The sequence below is a fragment of the Enterococcus sp. DIV1314a genome (assembly GCF_051713805.1).
GTDB classification, from domain to species: Bacteria; Bacillota; Bacilli; order Lactobacillales; family Enterococcaceae; genus Enterococcus_I; species Enterococcus_I aquimarinus.
The window spans coordinates 371,691-388,624 of record NZ_JBIOQP010000001.1 but is presented as its reverse complement, the minus strand read 5'-3'; the positions used below and the strand labels follow the sequence as shown (position 1 = coordinate 388,624).

16 protein-coding genes are annotated in these 16,934 nt (G+C 39.7%); 11 read left to right on the top strand and 5 right to left on the bottom strand.

All coding sequences use genetic code 11. The annotated features are described in order from the left end of the window. The first annotated feature begins 10 nt into the window (after window positions 1-10). The 5 genes from IGI68_RS01870 to IGI68_RS01850 all read left to right on the top strand — a co-directional run bounded on the left by IGI68_RS01870 (window position 11) and on the right by IGI68_RS01850 (window position 8,098). A complete protein-coding gene (locus IGI68_RS01870) occupies window positions 11-2,743 on the top strand; it encodes a cation-translocating P-type ATPase (protein ID WP_438729948.1) in 2,733 nt (910 codons plus the stop codon). Window positions 2,744-2,845: 102 nt separating this feature from the next. Continuing rightward, window positions 2,846-3,277: a hypothetical protein gene (locus IGI68_RS01865; protein WP_071874473.1), complete on the top strand. Its 432-nt coding sequence runs from the start codon at window positions 2,846-2,848 to the stop codon at window positions 3,275-3,277. A gap of 426 nt (window positions 3,278-3,703) precedes the next feature. Further along, the gene (gene abc-f / locus IGI68_RS01860; protein WP_438729944.1) at window positions 3,704-5,200 is read left to right on the top strand and encodes a ribosomal protection-like ABC-F family protein; all 1,497 of its coding nucleotides are present in this window, start codon (window positions 3,704-3,706) and stop codon (window positions 5,198-5,200) included. A gap of 192 nt (window positions 5,201-5,392) precedes the next feature. After that, window positions 5,393-6,763 (top strand): guanine deaminase, encoded by a 1,371-nt coding sequence (guaD, locus tag IGI68_RS01855; RefSeq protein ID WP_438729941.1) that lies wholly within the window; start codon window positions 5,393-5,395, stop codon window positions 6,761-6,763. A 3-nt stretch (window positions 6,764-6,766) separates the two neighbouring features. Beyond that, a complete protein-coding gene (locus IGI68_RS01850; protein ID WP_273229917.1) occupies window positions 6,767-8,098 on the top strand; it encodes a solute carrier family 23 protein in 1,332 nt (443 codons plus the stop codon). A gap of 55 nt (window positions 8,099-8,153) precedes the next feature. Here the strand turns inward: IGI68_RS01850 and IGI68_RS01845 are convergent, their stop codons facing one another. Genes IGI68_RS01845 through IGI68_RS01835 form a run of 3 tightly spaced genes read right to left on the bottom strand, consistent with a single transcriptional unit; the run spans window position 8,154 to window position 9,736 of the window. Continuing rightward, the gene (locus IGI68_RS01845) at window positions 8,154-8,315 is read right to left on the bottom strand and encodes a hypothetical protein (RefSeq protein WP_169818090.1); all 162 of its coding nucleotides are present in this window, start codon (window positions 8,313-8,315) and stop codon (window positions 8,154-8,156) included. A 15-nt stretch (window positions 8,316-8,330) separates the two neighbouring features. Continuing rightward, window positions 8,331-8,681 carry a hypothetical protein gene (locus IGI68_RS01840; protein WP_273229914.1) on the bottom strand — a complete coding sequence of 117 codons (351 nt, stop codon included), beginning with the start codon at window positions 8,679-8,681 and terminating at the stop codon, window positions 8,331-8,333. Window positions 8,682-8,719: 38 nt separating this feature from the next. Further along, a complete protein-coding gene (locus tag IGI68_RS01835; protein ID WP_438729935.1) occupies window positions 8,720-9,736 on the bottom strand; it encodes a lactonase family protein in 1,017 nt (338 codons plus the stop codon). A gap of 117 nt (window positions 9,737-9,853) precedes the next feature. Here IGI68_RS01835 and IGI68_RS01830 point away from each other — a divergent pair, with 117 nt between their 5' ends. Together IGI68_RS01830 and IGI68_RS01825 are read left to right on the top strand one after the other, a co-directional pair. Beyond that, window positions 9,854-10,207, top strand: coding sequence for a PTS glucitol/sorbitol transporter subunit IIA (locus IGI68_RS01830; RefSeq protein ID WP_071874479.1), 354 nt, complete (start codon window positions 9,854-9,856; stop codon window positions 10,205-10,207). 11 nt (window positions 10,208-10,218) lie between these two features. Beyond that, window positions 10,219-11,403: an AI-2E family transporter gene (locus IGI68_RS01825; protein WP_273229911.1), complete on the top strand. Its 1,185-nt coding sequence runs from the start codon at window positions 10,219-10,221 to the stop codon at window positions 11,401-11,403. 130 nt (window positions 11,404-11,533) lie between these two features. Here the strand turns inward: IGI68_RS01825 and IGI68_RS01820 are convergent, their stop codons facing one another. Together IGI68_RS01820 and IGI68_RS01815 are read right to left on the bottom strand one after the other, a co-directional pair. Further along, complete coding sequence (locus IGI68_RS01820; protein WP_438729930.1) at window positions 11,534-12,154, bottom strand: FMN-dependent NADH-azoreductase; 621 nt, start codon at window positions 12,152-12,154, stop codon at window positions 11,534-11,536. A gap of 105 nt (window positions 12,155-12,259) precedes the next feature. Then, the gene (locus tag IGI68_RS01815; protein ID WP_438729927.1) at window positions 12,260-12,556 is read right to left on the bottom strand and encodes a rhodanese-like domain-containing protein; all 297 of its coding nucleotides are present in this window, start codon (window positions 12,554-12,556) and stop codon (window positions 12,260-12,262) included. A 286-nt stretch (window positions 12,557-12,842) separates the two neighbouring features. Between IGI68_RS01815 and rpsO the strand changes: the two genes are divergently transcribed. From rpsO to IGI68_RS01795, 4 genes are all read left to right on the top strand, one after another. Further along, window positions 12,843-13,112: a 30S ribosomal protein S15 gene (gene rpsO / locus IGI68_RS01810; protein WP_273229905.1), complete on the top strand. Its 270-nt coding sequence runs from the start codon at window positions 12,843-12,845 to the stop codon at window positions 13,110-13,112. 208 nt (window positions 13,113-13,320) lie between these two features. Next, on the top strand, window positions 13,321-15,441 hold the full coding sequence (pnp, locus tag IGI68_RS01805; RefSeq protein ID WP_071874486.1) for a polyribonucleotide nucleotidyltransferase: 2,121 nt from the start codon (window positions 13,321-13,323) through the stop codon (window positions 15,439-15,441). 134 nt (window positions 15,442-15,575) lie between these two features. Beyond that, window positions 15,576-16,172, top strand: a complete 597-nt coding sequence (locus IGI68_RS01800; protein WP_438729924.1) for a class F sortase — start codon at window positions 15,576-15,578, stop codon at window positions 16,170-16,172. A gap of 126 nt (window positions 16,173-16,298) precedes the next feature. After that, on the top strand, window positions 16,299-16,709 hold the full coding sequence (locus IGI68_RS01795; RefSeq protein ID WP_273229899.1) for a hypothetical protein: 411 nt from the start codon (window positions 16,299-16,301) through the stop codon (window positions 16,707-16,709). Window positions 16,710-16,934: the final 225 nt, after the last annotated feature.

Here is a 16,934-nt window from a genome sequence, read left to right as displayed (position 1 = left end):
GAGGAAGAACATGTCAACAGAAGAAACAAAAAAGCAGCAACAAGTCGATCAGGTGTTTTATACACAAACGACAGAAGAGGTACTACAGAATCTTGATACAACGGTTAATGGGTTAACCGAAGCAGAAGCGAAGAAACGCTTAGCTGAATACGGCTCAAATGAGTTGGATGAAGGCAAAAAAACGACGACGTTCCAAAAAATCTTAGCGCAATTTAAAGATTTAATGATCATTGTCTTAATTGCTGCAGCAGCGATTTCAGCGCTTGTACCCAATGCAGAAGGTCACCGTGAGTGGGTCGATGCATTAATCATCCTCGCAGTGGTTATCATTAATGCGATTATGGGTGTTATTCAAGAAAACAAGGCTGAACAAGCCATTGAAGCATTAAAAGAAATGTCGACGCCAAATGCGAACGTCTTACGCGATGGCCACAATATTACGGTCAACAGTCATGACTTAGTACCAGGGGATATTGTCTTACTAGAAGCGGGCGATGTTGTTCCTGCAGATATGCGTTTAATCGAACTTAGTACGTTAAAGATTGAAGAAGCAGCTTTAACAGGTGAATCCGTACCGGTTGATAAAGAACTCGTTGTCTTAAACGATAGCGAAGTCGGTATTGGTGATCGTGTCAATATGGCGTTTGCAAATAGTAACGTAACGTACGGTCGCGGTAAAGGTGTCGTGGCTTACACAGGAATGAACACTGAAGTTGGGAAAATTGCCAACATGTTAGCGAACGCTGACGAAACAGAAACACCATTAAAACGGAACTTAAACCAATTAGGAAAATTCTTAACGTATGCGATTTTACTGATTGCAGTCATTATGTTCTTCGTTGGAACCTTGTTAAATGGTCGTGGCGTCGTAGAGATGTTGTTAACGTCGATTTCACTAGCGGTAGCAGCGATTCCTGAAGGCTTACCCGCGATTGTAACGATTATCTTAGCTTTAGGAACACAAGTCATGGCAAAACGAAATGCGATGATCCGTAAATTACCAGCGGTGGAAACACTAGGTGCAACAGATATTATTGCTTCTGATAAAACAGGAACATTAACATTAAACCAAATGACCGTTGAAAAATTATACGTTGACCGCCAAGTCTATGATAAAACAGGAACCATCCCAACGGATACATTAGCTGTTAAAATTATGAACTACGCCAACGACTCTCGCTTTGATAAAGAAGGGAAAATAGTTGGAGATCCTACCGAAACAGCGTTAATTCAATTTGGTTTAGATTTAGGTTTTGATGTTCGTGAAGAAGTTAAAAAAGAACCTCGTGTAGCGGATCTTCCTTTTGATTCTGATCGTAAGTTAATGAGTACGGTTCATGAATTAGCGGATGGCCGTTTCTTAGTAGCCGTTAAAGGCGCACCAGATGTCTTATTAAACCGTGTGTCTCAAATCCTAGTCGACGGTCAAACGTTACCAATGGATGAAGCTGAAAAAGAACAAATTTTATCAGCGAACAAAAATATGGCAAAACAAGCGCTTCGTGTTCTTGGAACAGCCTACAAATTGATTGATGCAGTCCCAAGTCAACTTGTCTCTGAAGAACTAGAAAATGATTTAATCTTTGCTGGTTTAATTGGAATGATTGACCCAGAACGTCCAGAAGCAGCAGGTGCTGTGAAAGTGGCTAAATCGGCTGGTATTCGTCCAATTATGATTACAGGTGACCACAAAGACACGGCAGAAGCAATTGCTGGACGTCTTGGAATTATCGAACCAGGTGACGACGCGGCTGTTTTAACTGGTGCTGAATTAAACTTAATGTCTGATGCTGAATTTGCAGCGAACATTACAAATTATTCTGTATACGCACGTGTATCACCAGAACACAAAGTAAGAATTGTAAAAGCATGGCAACAAGCTGGTAAAGTCGTTGCGATGACTGGTGATGGCGTAAATGATGCACCGTCACTGAAACAAGCCGATATCGGAATTGGGATGGGAATTACCGGAACAGAAGTATCAAAAGGCGCGTCAGATATGGTTCTTGCCGATGATAACTTCGCAACGATTGTCGTGGCAGTTGAAGAAGGACGTAAAGTCTTCTCGAACATCCAAAAAGCGATTCAATACTTAATGGCTGCTAACTTAGGTGAAGTGTTAGTGTTATTTATCGCAACATTACTTGGTTGGGATACACTATTACCAATTCACTTATTATGGATTAACTTAGTAACGGATACTTTCCCAGCGATTGCGCTTGGAATGGAACCTGCTGAAGGAAACTTAATGGCTCGCAAACCACGTGGGAAAAATTCAAACTTCTTCTCTGGTGGTGTCATGAGTAGTATCATTTATCAAGGGATTCTTGAAGGTGCAACTGTCTTGTTTGTTTACTGGTCAGCGATTAAATGGCCTGCACACACTGCGTTAAACATGGTAGGATTAAGCGCTGCTGAGTTGTATGACTTACAACATGCGGACGCGTTAACAATGGCCTTTGCAACACTTGGTTTAATGCAATTGTTCCATGCCTTTAACGTAAAATCAGTTCACCAATCACTCTTTACTGTTGGATTCTTTAAAAACAAATCATTCAACTATGCGATTTTATTATCGTTCGTCTTAATGATGGGAATTATCATTATTCCAGGTTTAAATGATTTATTTAAAGTGACGCATTTAGATGCTTACCAATGGGCAATTGTAACAGGAGCTTCCTTTGCTATCATCCCAGCGGTTGAGATTGTTAAATTCATCCAACGTCGTATGGGTAAAGTCTAGGAATACAAAAAACGACTTAGAATATTCTAAGTCGTTTTTTTCTTTTCTATTTCACAAAAACAAGGTAAAATGAACCTATGTTTAAAGAAAGTAGGGAGTATTGTGAAACCAAATCTCGGTTTTTATGTTCAAAAAATTAATACACTTGTCCAAGATACAGAAAAAATAGGCGAAACGCTTCATCCACGTTATGAGGAAATCCGTCAAGCCATTGACGCCCAACAAGTCAATGAATTGTCTGCAGAAACACTCAACGAAACGATTACGATCTTTACAGAAGGGACCGCTAAATATCAAGCGATGTTAGAGCAAATCAAAAAACTACGTCCCCCAGCACAAGTTCTAGGCATCCATAAGAAGTTGGAGCATTCCTATACGAATTACGTAGCAGGCTGTGAAGAAATGATCGCGAGTTTAGCAGATGAAACAGTAGACGTAGAAGCATTCAACGCTGCTGAGGAGAAACAAGACAAAGCGACAGATGGCATTTCTTTCTCCATTCAACGAATGACGAACACATTATTAAAAAGATAACGTGAAAAGCGCAACAAAACAAGAAATATCTAATAAAACTATTATCTGTTTTTTATGTACTGGAGCGTAAAAGAGGCTATACTGTATTCATAACCAACATAACCTTTTTATTTTTCATTTTACTCTTAACCAGAGTAAAACTCCTTTTTTTCACCCGACCTAACCAATCGGGTGATTTTTTTTGTCAAAAATGATAGAATGAAATTACTAAATAAGAAGTGAGGGATCCTCCATTGAAAAATTAAGCCGTGGAATGAAGCTGCATGAAGATGACATTTTTGGTGAAACCAAGGGTGACGTGTGCAGATTTTCAGGAGAGGCTTGTTTTCGTTCAGGGACTTTTGGTTTCTTTGGCGATGCATTCACCTTTTCCTGAAGATAGGAGAAGGTTTTTTTCTTCTTTAATAGAAGAGAAAGGAGCAATTTATGTCCAAAATCCAACTAAAAAATCTGACGTATGGGTTTGATATTCAAGGTCGAATGCTGTTTGATCACGCGAATATCACCATTCAAACAACGTGGAAACTAGGATTAATTGGGCGTAATGGGCGTGGGAAAACGACGTTATTACGCTTAATCCAAGGTGAATTGCCTTATGAAGGTAAAATCGAACATCAGACCGAATTTTTATACTTTCCGCAAGACATAACAGATGCGACAAACATGACGTATCAAGTGCTTGAAGGATTTGAAGAAATTGAATTTTGGAAATTAGAAAGAGAGTTACAGTTACTAGAGGTGAATCCCGATGTGCTTTGGCTACCCTATGAACAGCTTTCGGGAGGAGAACAGACAAAAGTGCTACTTGCGGTACTGTTTGCACAAGAATCTGGTTTTCCTTTGATTGACGAACCGACGAATCACTTAGATCATGCGGCTCGTCAAATTGTAGCGAATTATTTAAAAAGTAAGAAACAAGGCTTTATTTTAGTCAGTCATGATCGGCAATTGGTCGATGACGTGGTGGATCATATTTTGTCGATTGAACGGAGTCAACTCGTCTTACATCAAGGAAATTTTTCGCAGTACGAGCAGGAAAAAAAGCGACGCGATGACTTTGAAATGGCTAATAATATCAAAATCAAAAAAGAAATCAGTCGATTAAATCAAACGGCGCTAGAAAAAGCGCAGTGGTCGGGGGCGAGGGAAAAAGAAAAGTCCGGCAATCCGAAGAAAAAAGGGAGCGGTGCGGTTTTTGATAAGGGTTTTATTGGTGCAAAGGCAGCTGCCACAATGAAGCGGAGTAAGGCAATTGAACATCGCATGGAAGCACAAATCAGTCAAAAAGAAACGTTATTAAAAAATCTAGAAAAAATCGATACCTTAGCGATCCATGCTCGTCCGACTCATCGCAAGCAAATCGTAAAAGTCGAGAACTTTCAATTGTGCTATGGCGAAAAAACGCTCTTTCAACCGATTTCTTTTGAGTTGAATGTGGGGGATTGTCTCGCGCTTATTGGGAAAAATGGTTCAGGAAAAACCTCATTCCTGCGTTTTTTGATGGGAGAATTCACCGGAGAAGTCCGTGGCCAATATTCGTTTTACGAGCCGAGTGTGATTAGTCTCGTGAGACAAGATTTTACGACGAATCAAGGAACAGTGAAAAATTTTTGTGAGAAAGAAGGACTTGAGGAGCAAGAACTTTTGCATTACTTACGCAAGCTTGGAGTTGAGCGTGAAGTTTTTTTAAACAATATCGAAGACATGAGCCAAGGCCAACAAAAACGTGTGGAAATCGCCAAAGCGATGTTAAAGCCGGCAGAATTATTTATTTGGGATGAACCGTTAAATTATTTAGATGTTTTTAATCATCAGCAACTTGAAGCGGCTATTCTAAAAGCCAGACCGACGATGATTGTGGTTGATCATGATCGACGATTTTTACAAACGGTCGCTACTAAATCAATTGAATTCACAAAATAAACGAAGTATCCTCACGATTGAAAGACGCGAATCCCACTTAAAAAACAGGGATTCGCGTCTTTTTTTGATGCTAAAAAATTGTAACCGGTTTAAAGGCGAATGATTCGTTAAAAATAGATGAGAAACGTTACGAAAATTCCGGAATTTCACAAAGGGTTTTGTATAATAATTCTGTAAAGGAGAGAAATGAATATGAAAATACAGTATTTTAAAGGCTCATTTTTTCATACACCTGTTCACGGACAATTAGAGTTTGTGGAAGAGGCATTATTACTCGTGAATGAAGAGGGGATTATTCAATCAATCGTTCGACCAACGGATGAAATGTACGCTGATATCTTGCATGCAGCAAAACAAACGCCGGATTTTGTCGAACTTGCGCAAGGGCAATATTTTTTACCAGGTTTTATCGATTTACACGTCCACGCACCGCAATGGCCGCAAGCCGGTGTTGCACTGGATACCCCGCTAAATCATTGGCTCGATGAATGCACCTTCCCACTCGAGGCGAAATACGAAGATGTTGACTTTGCAAAAGAAGTCTATCAAGATTTAGTCGCCCATTTATTAGCACAAGGTACGACCACTGTGTTGTACTTTGCAACAGTTCACCAAGCGGCAAGTCTCGCGCTAGCCGAAATTTGTGGACAACAAGGCCAACGTGGCTTAGTCGGCAAAGTCGTGATGGATTTAGAAGAGATGAATCCAAGCTATTATCGCGATGCTTCTGCCCAAAGTGCTATCGAAGAAACGGAATCGTTTATCTTAGCGGTTAAAGAACTTGGCAAAGACGTAAAACAGGGAATTTACCCAGTTGTAACGCCACGTTTTGTCCCAAGTTGTAGTGAAGAAGCATTAAGAGGACTCGGCGATCTTGTCCAAAAACATCACGTCCACGTCCAATCTCATTGTAGTGAAAGTCAATGGGCACACGATTTTGTCTTCGAACGGTTTGGCAAACGCGACACCGAAGTATTACGTGATTTTGGTTTATTATCGGATAAATCAGTAATGGCCCATTGTAACTTTTTGAATGAATCAGATGGCGAGATTTATCTGGAAACAGGTACGGCAGTCGCGCATTGTCCGATTTCAAACAGCTATTTTGCCAATAGTGTTTTTCCTGTCAAAAAATTCAAAGAACAAGGCCTTGAAATGGGCTTAGGGACGGATATTTCAGGCGGATTTTCTCCGAGTCTCTATGACAATATTAAACAAGCCGTTATGTCTTCCCGAATGCTCGAAGATGGTGTCGATACGAATCGTGCCTTTGAGGAGCGAGGGGTAGCAGACTCACGGATTTCCGTCATCGAAGCCTTTTCGCTTGCGACCCAAGGCGGCGGTGAAGCGCTAAGTTTACCAATTGGTGTCTTAAAACCAGGCTATGCTTTTGACGCTCAAGTGATTGATATCAATCATCCTCACAATCGGATTTCCAGTTTTGGGATCTTTGAACAACCAGCTGAAATCCTTCAAAAAATCCTTTACTTAGCGACGAAAGAAAACATTCGTCAAGTCTGGGTTCAAGGAAATTTAGTTCATCAAAAACAATTAGGAGCGTAAAAAATGGAAGCAAAAACAAACGGAACGAATCCGCATTTAACAATTGGCGTTAATGATCACATCCCAACAGGCCAAGCGATTTTACTTGGGTTACAGCACGTCTTAGCGATGGACGTTTATGTCGTCCCTTTTATCATCGCAGCAGCAGTTTCGATGTCACCTGGCGAGGCATCCGGCTTAATTCAATCAACTTTTTTAGGAGCCGGGATTGCGTCACTTATCCAAGTGCTTTTCTTCTTGAAATTACCAGTTTGTCAAGGACCATCCTTTGTACCAGTTGGCGCAATTATCGGGATTTATCTTGGTGGGAACGGCATGAGTACAGTATTAGGCTCTAGTCTAGTTGGGGCACTGGCAATCACTATCTTAGGGTATACCGGGATTTATAAACAAATTGTTCGTCATTTTATTCCAACGATTGTCAGTGGCACGATTATCATGATCGTCGGCTTAACGTTACTACCTTCAGCGTTTAATGGCAATATCTTTATCGAAACAGCAACGTTATCGATGAATCAAAATATTTTACTAGCCGTTATTACGGCAGCTATTTTAATTTTATTTTCAATGCTAGGCGTGTATTTCCCACGTCTAGGAAAAATTTTCCGCATTAGTTCGGTTATTATTGCCTTAATTATCGGTTCAATTATTGCCTCTTTCATGGGCGGCATGGATTTTACTTCTGTTTCGGAAGCATCGTTTTTCAGTCTACCGAATTTTGCATTTATCGATTATGGTTTTGATTTTGATCTTTCAGCGATTGCAACGATGATCGTTATTTATATGGTGTTGTTAGCAGAAACAACCGGCACGTGGTATGCCGTTAGTTCTGTGACGGGCGAAGAAATAACAGATGAACAAATCAATCAAGGTGTTATCGGCGAAGGGTTTGGCTGTTTGATTGCATCACTTGTCGGTGCAACGCCTGTGACGGGCTACTCAACGAATGCCGGTATTATTTCAATTACTGGTGTGGCAAGTAAAGTCGTCTTCGTCGCAGCTTCTGTTTGGTTTATTGTACTGTCATTTTTAGGCAAATTATCGGCTTTAATTAATGCCGTTCCTGCAGCCGTTATCGGAGGAGTGTTTGTCGTTGTTTGTGTGATTATTATGTTGAGTGGTTTTCGTGTGATCAAAAATGAAGAATTTTCTGAAAGAGAACTCTACATTATCGGTGTTCCATTAATTATTGCAATCGGCTTACTGTTTATGCCAGCAGAATTAAAAGGGACCGCACCACAATTCATTCAATATTTATTAGATTCACCAATTGCTGTTAGTGCTTTAGCCGCAGTTGCGATGAATAAATTAATTCCTGTTCCAAAAAATAGCTAAACAAAAAATGAGACCGGCACGTAACATAGCCGGTCTCATTTTTCAGTTCGAAACGTTAATTTTCAACATTTCGCACGTATTCATCAAAATAACGCAATAAATCACCTTTAAATTGTTGATAATCTTCTTCTGTAAAAATTTTATCTTCGACTTTTACTTCGAAAAAAGGCAATTCAAGTTCAACGCGTAAACGTTCAAGCACTTCAGTTGGTGTCAATGGTTTCCCTCTTTTCTAAAATAAATTAAAGGAACGATTTAATTCCTCGTAGGCTTCGCGCATGGCTCTGAGTTTAATGCGTAAGACCTCATAGTCATCATCATCGTGAAAGAGTACTTGCTTTAAACTGAAATAAAAATCATCAAAAGTATTGACGTAATCTTCCACTTCTTTTGTTTGTAATTCTGGAAACGTGTCACAACGTAGGTAGGCTTTTTCTGCGATGGCATAGGTTTCTGCCGCAGTTAAAATGGCTAAGGATTCATTGTAACGACGATTTGTAACAAGTTCATAAATGGATTGGCATTTGTTGTACATATTAGAAAAATCTTTTGAGATTAGTGCAATCGGTGTTTTCGAAAACATGAGAATCCCTCCTTTATTGGCGTGCGAAAGCATTGTGCTTAAAATAAAATGCAAACACACTCTGGCGCATAAATATCTTTTTGAAGCAACGTGAGTGTCCCTTTGTTCATATCACGCTCGTAAAGGGTGATATTATCGGTGTTTTGGTTCGCACAAATGACAAATTGTTCTGTCGGATCAAGATCAAAATCACGCGGATGATCGCCTTCAGTCGAGATGAGCTGAATTAAATCGATATGTGCGCCATTTTCAATGACTTCAAAGACTGCTAATGAATTATGTCCACGATTGGAAGCATAGACAAAACGTCCGTCCGTTGAAATGCGAATCGCCGCACCACCACTAAATTCCGTGAAATCTGCCGGAATGGTTGAGATTGTTTGAAGTGAATGGAATGACCCTGTTTCAGCATTATAAGCTAATACAGTTAAGGTATTGGCTAATTCACCAAATAAGTAAGCGTAGTTGCCATTTGGATGGAAAACTAAATGACGCGGACCTGTACCAGGAATTGCTTCAAATAACGCCACGCGTGTTAACGTTCCTTCTTCAGATACATCGTACGTATAGACGCCGTCGGTTCCTAAATCACAAGCCACTAAGCGTCCATCAGGTGTTAAATCGGTATAGTGGACATGTGCTTTGTCTTGGTTCGCGTGTGGTCCTGTTGCTTCCGTATGCGCAACAGCGTCGGTTCCGAGTAACGAGCCATCTTCTTGAATGCGATAAACATTGACTTGTCCTTTATGGTAATTGGCACCATAGAGTAGTTGTCTCGTTTCATCGACGGCAACGTAGCATGGGGGCGCGCCGACTTCTGTGACCGCATTTAAAAACTTCCCATCTTTATCATACGCGGCAACGCCACCTTGATCATCAATCGACGTAACCGCATAAATCGCTTGTTTTTGACTTTCGGCTAAGTAAGTTGGACTATTTTCTTTGGTCACCAAAGTTAAGTCTGTTAGTTCTTTTTTCTCGGTATCAAGTGTCAACGAATAGATGCCTTCACTTTCTCGACGCGTATAAGTGCCAAGTAACATTTTTTGTCTCATACAATTCCTCCTCTAAAAAGTTAACGTATTCCTTCTTTATTTTACCATAGTAGTGAACGTAAAAAAAAGAATGTGCTATAATTGTGTTATTCATAGAATAAAGGAGGACTCTTTTGAATGCAAGAAGCAAAAATCATTCGTATTGGAGCAAAAGCAACCGATCATAAAGAACCAATTTTACTCTTTTTTGGAGAAGGCGTGACAGAAGGCTTAGAAGAGTATTCGATTGTCCAAAAAATTGCGGATCCGTTGGCTATTGAATTAGCTGTTGGTGACAAAATTCTTTTTGGGGATGCAACGTACTATATTACTTATGTGGGACCTTACGCAAACCAAAATTTACAATCGATTGAACATGTATCATTTGTTTTTTCAGATGAACCAAAAGAAAAAATGGCAAGTAGTGTTTATTTAACCCCTACGAAAGTTCCGACCATTACGACAGGTATGAAAATAACGTATCAAGGATAAGGAGGGTTTCAATGAACCGAAGAGAACAGACACCGCGTTCATGGTTTTGGCGTTGGTTTTTAAATAGTAAAGTGGTCACCGGATTACTCGTATTATTACTGATTTTATGTAATACCTTTGTTTTTACAAAAGTCGCGTATTTATTGACACCTTTCCTTGAATTTTTAGCGATCGTTGGGTTACCCATTATCATGTCAGGGATTTTGTACTACTTGATGAATCCAGTCGTTGATTTCTTAGAAAAAAAAGGCGTCAAACGCGTATATAGTATTTTAGGACTGTTTGTGTTTGTGATTGGCTTAATTGTTTGGGGTGTTGTCGTCATTATTCCAAAGATTGAAGAACAAACCATTAGTTTTATGGATAATTTCCCAAGCTATGTTAAAGTCGTCGAAACTTCTGTGGATGATTTCTTATCAAGTCCGATTTTCTCCCAAGTGCAAGATCAATTAGAAGCATCATGGGATAAGGTTCTTTCATCGGCAACGAATGTCATTCAGACGATTTCAAAATCGACATTCCAAAATCTAGGTAGTTTCTTTGGAGCCCTTGCATCGGTCTTCGTTGCAATCATTACGATGCCATTTATCTTATTTTACTTATTACGCGACGGTAAACAGTTAGCACCTTATTCAGTAAGAGTTTTACCTACCAAGTGGCGCCAACCGACATTAAGAGTCCTAAACGATATGAATCAACAAGTATCTTCTTATATCCGTGGTCAGCTGACTGTCGCTTTTTTAGTCGGGGTGATGTTTACCATTGGTTTTTCCATTATCGGCTTAGACTATGCGGTAACGCTCGGAATTGTGGCAGGATTTTTAAATTTAATTCCTTACCTCGGATCTTTTTTAGCAATGATTCCGGTTGTTTTCTTAGGAATTGTGGGTGGACCTGCGTTGTTAGTTAAAATCGGGATTGTTTTTATTATTGAACAAACGTTAGAAGGTCGTTTCATTTCACCATTAATTTTGGGAAGTCAATTATCGATTCACCCCATTACTATTTTGTTTGTCTTATTAACCTCAGGGAAACTCTTTGGCTTGCCAGGTGTGATTTTAGGGATTCCGTTCTATGCCGCAGCGAAAGTCTTAATTGAAGCGATTTTTGATTGGTATACGGATATTTCGGATTTATATGAAACACCGATTGAACCCGAACCCCTCGCGCTTGCCGAGCCAGAAGAAGAAATTTAATACAAACAAGCTGAACGCTTAGGTGCATTTTTTGTGCCTAAGCGTTTATTATCGTCAGTAACATCAGACAAAAAAAGCACTCGAAAAAGAGGGGAACCCTTCTTTCGAGTGCTTTTTGAGATACGTTTAATTAGAATGTTAAGCTTAATTCTTCGGCTTTTTTCACAGCGTCTGCGATGATTTCTTCCGTTTTTTCTGGGTGGTGATCAGCACCTTCAACTAATACTTGTTGTACGTCATTTACGCCAATAAAGTTGAAAATACCTTTGATGTATTGTGAAGAGAATTCTTGACCGTTATACACGCCACCGTTAGCTTGGATGTGTAATAATTTTTTGCCTTCAGTCATTGGAACAGGACCTTCTTCTGTGTAAAGGAATGTTTTACCTGCGATGTTAATGGTATCAATCCATGCTTTTAAGCGAGTTGGGATGTTTAAGTTCCATAAACCGTTACCAATCACAATTTTATCTGCAGCTAAAAATTGTTCAGTTGATTCGTTAAAACGGGCAATTTTCTTTTGTTGGCTCGCTGTTAAAGCAGAGAATTCTGTTCCCGCACGTAAGTCGTTCCAACCAGTTAAGATATCTAAATCGATTTCTGGAAACTCTTCGTTATATAAGTCTAATAAAATAATTTCGTCTTCTGGATTGCTTTTTTTGTAGCTATCTAAAAAGGCATAGAACACTTTCATTGATTTTGAATCTTCGCTCATTAATGGATGAGCTTTCACTGCTAGTAATGTTGACATGAAAAAAACTCCTTCGAATTCGTAATAGTTTATACTAGAACAGTATAATAAAAAAAAAATAAGACTGCAACCTATTTGTTTAAAAATAAGGCAGTCTTTTTATTTTTATGCGACTTTGATTTGACGAAAAGCTTTCATGCCACCAATAATGGCAATAGCGTCAAAACCATTTTTGTTTAAAAATTCAGTAATCACACGTGCGCGACGGCCAGAATGACTCATAATATAATACGTATTCTGTTTAGATAACGCATCAAGGTGATTGGGTAACGTGGTAATTGGTAAGGAGAGGGAATTGGCTAAATGACCTTCGTTAAAAGCGCCTTTATCCCGAATATCTAAAATCGTCACCTCTTGAGTGGCAAGCAGCAATTGAAAATCTTGTGTAGTGATGGTGTTCATTGTCTAAAATCCTCTTTTCTGTCTAACTGAGAATGATTTTAGGGCTATTCTTGTTTCTTGGCAAGCATTTTGCAAGAAAATCGCGATAAAATGAACGATTTCTTAAGAAACCCTCACAAAAGAGTTTCCAAAAAAGATCACGAAAAGAAGCAGAAGAAACTTGCATTTTCCTTCAGAATACAGTAAAGTATATCTGTGCGTAATCGCACTTTCCTGTCACTTGGTTTAACGAATCACCAACGTTGTACTCAGTCACAGGGGAAATCTAAGAAAGAGGTGGAAACACATGGCAATTTCAAAAGAACGCAAAAACGAAATCATCGCTCAATTCGCTCGTCATGAAGGAGATACTGGTTCACCAGAAGTTCAAATCGCTGTTTTAACAGAAGATATCAACACTTTGAACGGACACATCCGTGAACACAAAAAAGATCACCATTCATACCGTGGATTAATGAAGAAGATTGGACACCGTCGTAACTTATTAGCTTACTTACGTAACAAAGACGTTACTCGTTACCGTGACTTAATCCAAGCTTTAGGCTTACGTCGTTAATCAGTAAAAGTAGAAGTGAGGTTCCTACGAATCTCACTTTTTTACTATGCTAAAGCAATCAAAAACACTGTTTCAACGTACCAAAAAATATAATAAACCGCTGTAAGCGTTGGCTAGGCTTACTACTAACCAAAGACAAGAAGTGAATGAGTTTCACTTTTTCTCTTTGTTTAGTAGCAGTCACAACTTACAGCAAAAAGGAGAACATATGACAAAACAAGTATTTTCAACCACTTGGGGCGGACGCCCATTATCAGTAGAGGTAGGACAATTAGCAAAACAAGCAAACGGAGCAGTCTTAGTTCGTTACGGCGACACAGTTGTTTTGACAGCTGCCGTGGCTTCAAAAAATGCGAAAGATACGGATTTCTTCCCGTTAACGATTAACTACGAAGAAAAAATGTACGCAGTTGGTAAAATTCCAGGAGGCTTCATTAAACGTGAGGGTCGTCCAAGTTTAGATGCGACGTTAACCGCTCGTTTAATCGACCGTCCGATTCGTCCAATGTTTGCAGATGGCTTCCGTAACGAAGTACAAGTCACAAACTTCGTCATGAGTGTGGAGCAAGATTGCTCACCTGCGATGGCTGCCATGTTAGGGTCATCATTAGCACTTGCCATTTCAGATATTCCATTTGACGGCCCAATCGCCGGTGTTGATGTTGGTTTTATCGATGGTGAATACGTCTTAAACCCAACTGTTGAACAACAAGCGAATAACCAAATTGAATTAACGGTTGCAGGAACAAAAGATGCAATCAATATGGTGGAATCTGGTGCCAAAGAAGTATCAGAAGAAGACATGTTAGGCGCGTTATTATTTGGACATGCCGCAATCAAAGAAATGTGTGCCTTCCAAGAAGAAGTCGTTGCCGCAGTCGGCAAAGAAAAAATGACAATTAATCTTTTACAAATCGATGAAGCATTACGCCAAGAAGTCTATGCAGCTTACTACGAAACAATGAAGAAAGCCGTATTGACGGAAGAAAAATTAGCGCGTGAAGACGAAATCGAACAAGTGAAAGAAACCGTGAAAGCTGTCTATGCAGAAAAAGCCGCAACGTTAGAAGACGAAGCTGCGACGCAATTACTAAAAGAAATCAAACAATTAGCAGAAGACCTTGAAAAAGACGTCGTTCGCGAATTAATTACGATTGATAAAATCCGTCCTGATGGCCGTAAAGTCGACGAAGTTCGGACGCTTGCTTCAGAAGTTGGATTATTACCGCGTGTGCACGGTTCAGGACTCTTTACTCGTGGCCAAACGCAAGCATTATCAACTTGTACTTTAGCACCATTAGGCGAACATCAAATTATTGATGGTTTAGGCCTTGAAGATTCAAAACGTTTCATCCATCACTATAACTTCCCACAATTCTCTGTTGGTTCAACGGGTCGTTCAGGTGCGCCTGGTCGTCGTGAAATCGGACACGGTGCTTTAGGGGAACGTGCGATGGCGCAAGTGATTCCTTCAGAAGAAGATTTCCCTTACACAATCCGAATTGTGTCAGAAGTCTTAGAATCAAATGGTTCTTCTTCTCAAGCAAGTATCTGTGCTGGAATCTTAGCGTTAATGGATGCGGGTGTGCCAATTAAAGCACCGGTTGCCGGAATTGCGATGGGACTTGTCTCTGATGGTGAAAACTATACCATCTTAACAGATATCCAAGGACTAGAAGACCACTTAGGAGACATGGACTTTAAAGTTGCGGGAACAAAAGAAGGAATCACTGCGTTACAAATGGATATTAAAATCCAAGGAATCACAGAACAAATCTTACGTGAAGCATTAGCGCAAGCGAAAAAAGCACGTATGGAAATCTTAGCAGAGCTTGTGTCAACATTAGCTGAACCTCGTCCAGAGTTAAGCCCATATGCTCCGAAGATCGAAATGATTCAAATCGCACCAGACAAAATTAAAGTAGTCATCGGTAAAGGTGGCGAAACCATCAATAGTATCATTGATGAAACAGGCGTTAAGATTGATATCGATCAAGACGGAAATGTGTCGATTGCGTCTTCTGATGCCGACATGATTCAAAAAGCAATCCAAATTATCCAAGACTTAACCAAAGAAGTGAAAGTCGGCGAAGTGTACCTAGGGAAAGTTGTTCGCGTCGAAAAATTCGGAGCGTTCGTTAACTTAATCAAAGGGAAAGATGGCTTAGTTCATATTTCACAACTGGCTCACGAACGAGTGAATAACGTAGAAGACGTTGTCAAAGAAGGCGACGAAATCTTAGTGAAAGTCATGGAAATTGACCGTCAAGGACGTGTTAATCTTTCAAGAAAAGAAATGTTAGAAGCACCGAAAAAAGACGAAAAGTAATTCTTAGCGATTTTTCTCCTATTCTTAGTTAATGAGCTAAGGATAGGAGTTTTTTTACGGAATAATAGGCAACTGCTCGTTACTACTGGCAAATGGATGAAACGTTTATAGTTTGATTGGGAGGGTATCATTAAATGAAAAAATGGATAGGCACCATTATTGGTATAAGTGTCTCGTTAAGCCTATTATTCGTTAGTCAAGTAAGTGTAGGGAGTGAAGGGGTCGCTGATTCAAGCGCCCGCCTCGAGCAGAAACTACCAGATACGAAAACAAAAATAAAAGTCGTAACACCAAAAAAAGTAGCAGTAAAACCAAAAGTAGTCGCAAAAACGACCGCTAAAGTATTACCGAAAAATCAGATAACCTTAGCAGGGAAAACAATCTCGCTGGTAAATAGTCAAGGCGCGACAGCAGCACCAAAAGGTAACGCCGCTGGTTACTGGTATGGCAATGGGAAAGTCGATGACGCCAAAACAACGCATATCATCGGACATAATCCAGGAGCATTTGCCGGCCTATTCAAATTAAAAAAAGGATCGGTCATTAAAATCACCGACTCAAATGGCAAAGTGCGTAACTACAAAGTCTATTCGATCCTAACAGTCAATGACGAGGCCTATGGGAAAAATGGCAAAGACTATTGGTCGACGATTTTTAATCAAAAAGGCGAAGCCATTAGCTTACAAACCTGTATCAACAATGATTGGAACTTAATTGTCTTAGCGAAATAACCAAGAAGAAGTGATGACTCGAAACAGTCGTCACTTCTTTTTGAATTTTTTGTGAAGAATGAAGATTCCCTGGGTATTCATGTTAAGATAAAGAGCAAATGAAAGAGAAGGAGTTTGATCGCACAAATGATCCAAAAATTACAATCAAAACTAATCCAATTTATGAAAGGGCGCTACGGCCGGATTGACTCGTTAAATAAAACCATGATCATTATCAGTTTGATTTTGCTATTTATCGCGAATTTTGGCTTTTTATGGCCACTCAGAATCATCGCATATGGCTTGTTTTTCTATGCGTATTACCGTGTGTTCTCCAAAAAAATCTACGTCCGCTCCAATGAAAATCAACGCTTCATCCGTAAGACACGTCCGATTGCTAAGAAATGGCATCTATGGAAGACCAAATTCACGCAACGCAAAACCTATCGTTATTTCCCTTGTCCATCGTGTAAACAACAAATGCGTGCGCCAAAGGGTCGGGGTAAGATCAAAGTCACGTGCTCAAAGTGCCACCATTCCTTTGTCAAAAAAGTCTAAGGAAGTAAAAAGCGTAATAGTTGTTCTAGTTATTTCATGAAGTAGGAAAAAAGCGGTCGTGCGTTTGATGACCGTTTTTTTGTCGTGTTGTGTTCACACGCTAAAGGATTCGAAGTCTGTGAATGAGGGAGAATTTGATTTAGAACGATTTTAAATAAGTAATGGCGTTAAATGAGAGGGATTAAAAAATGGCGAGGGATGAAACAAAGCCAGTCTTTTGAACGA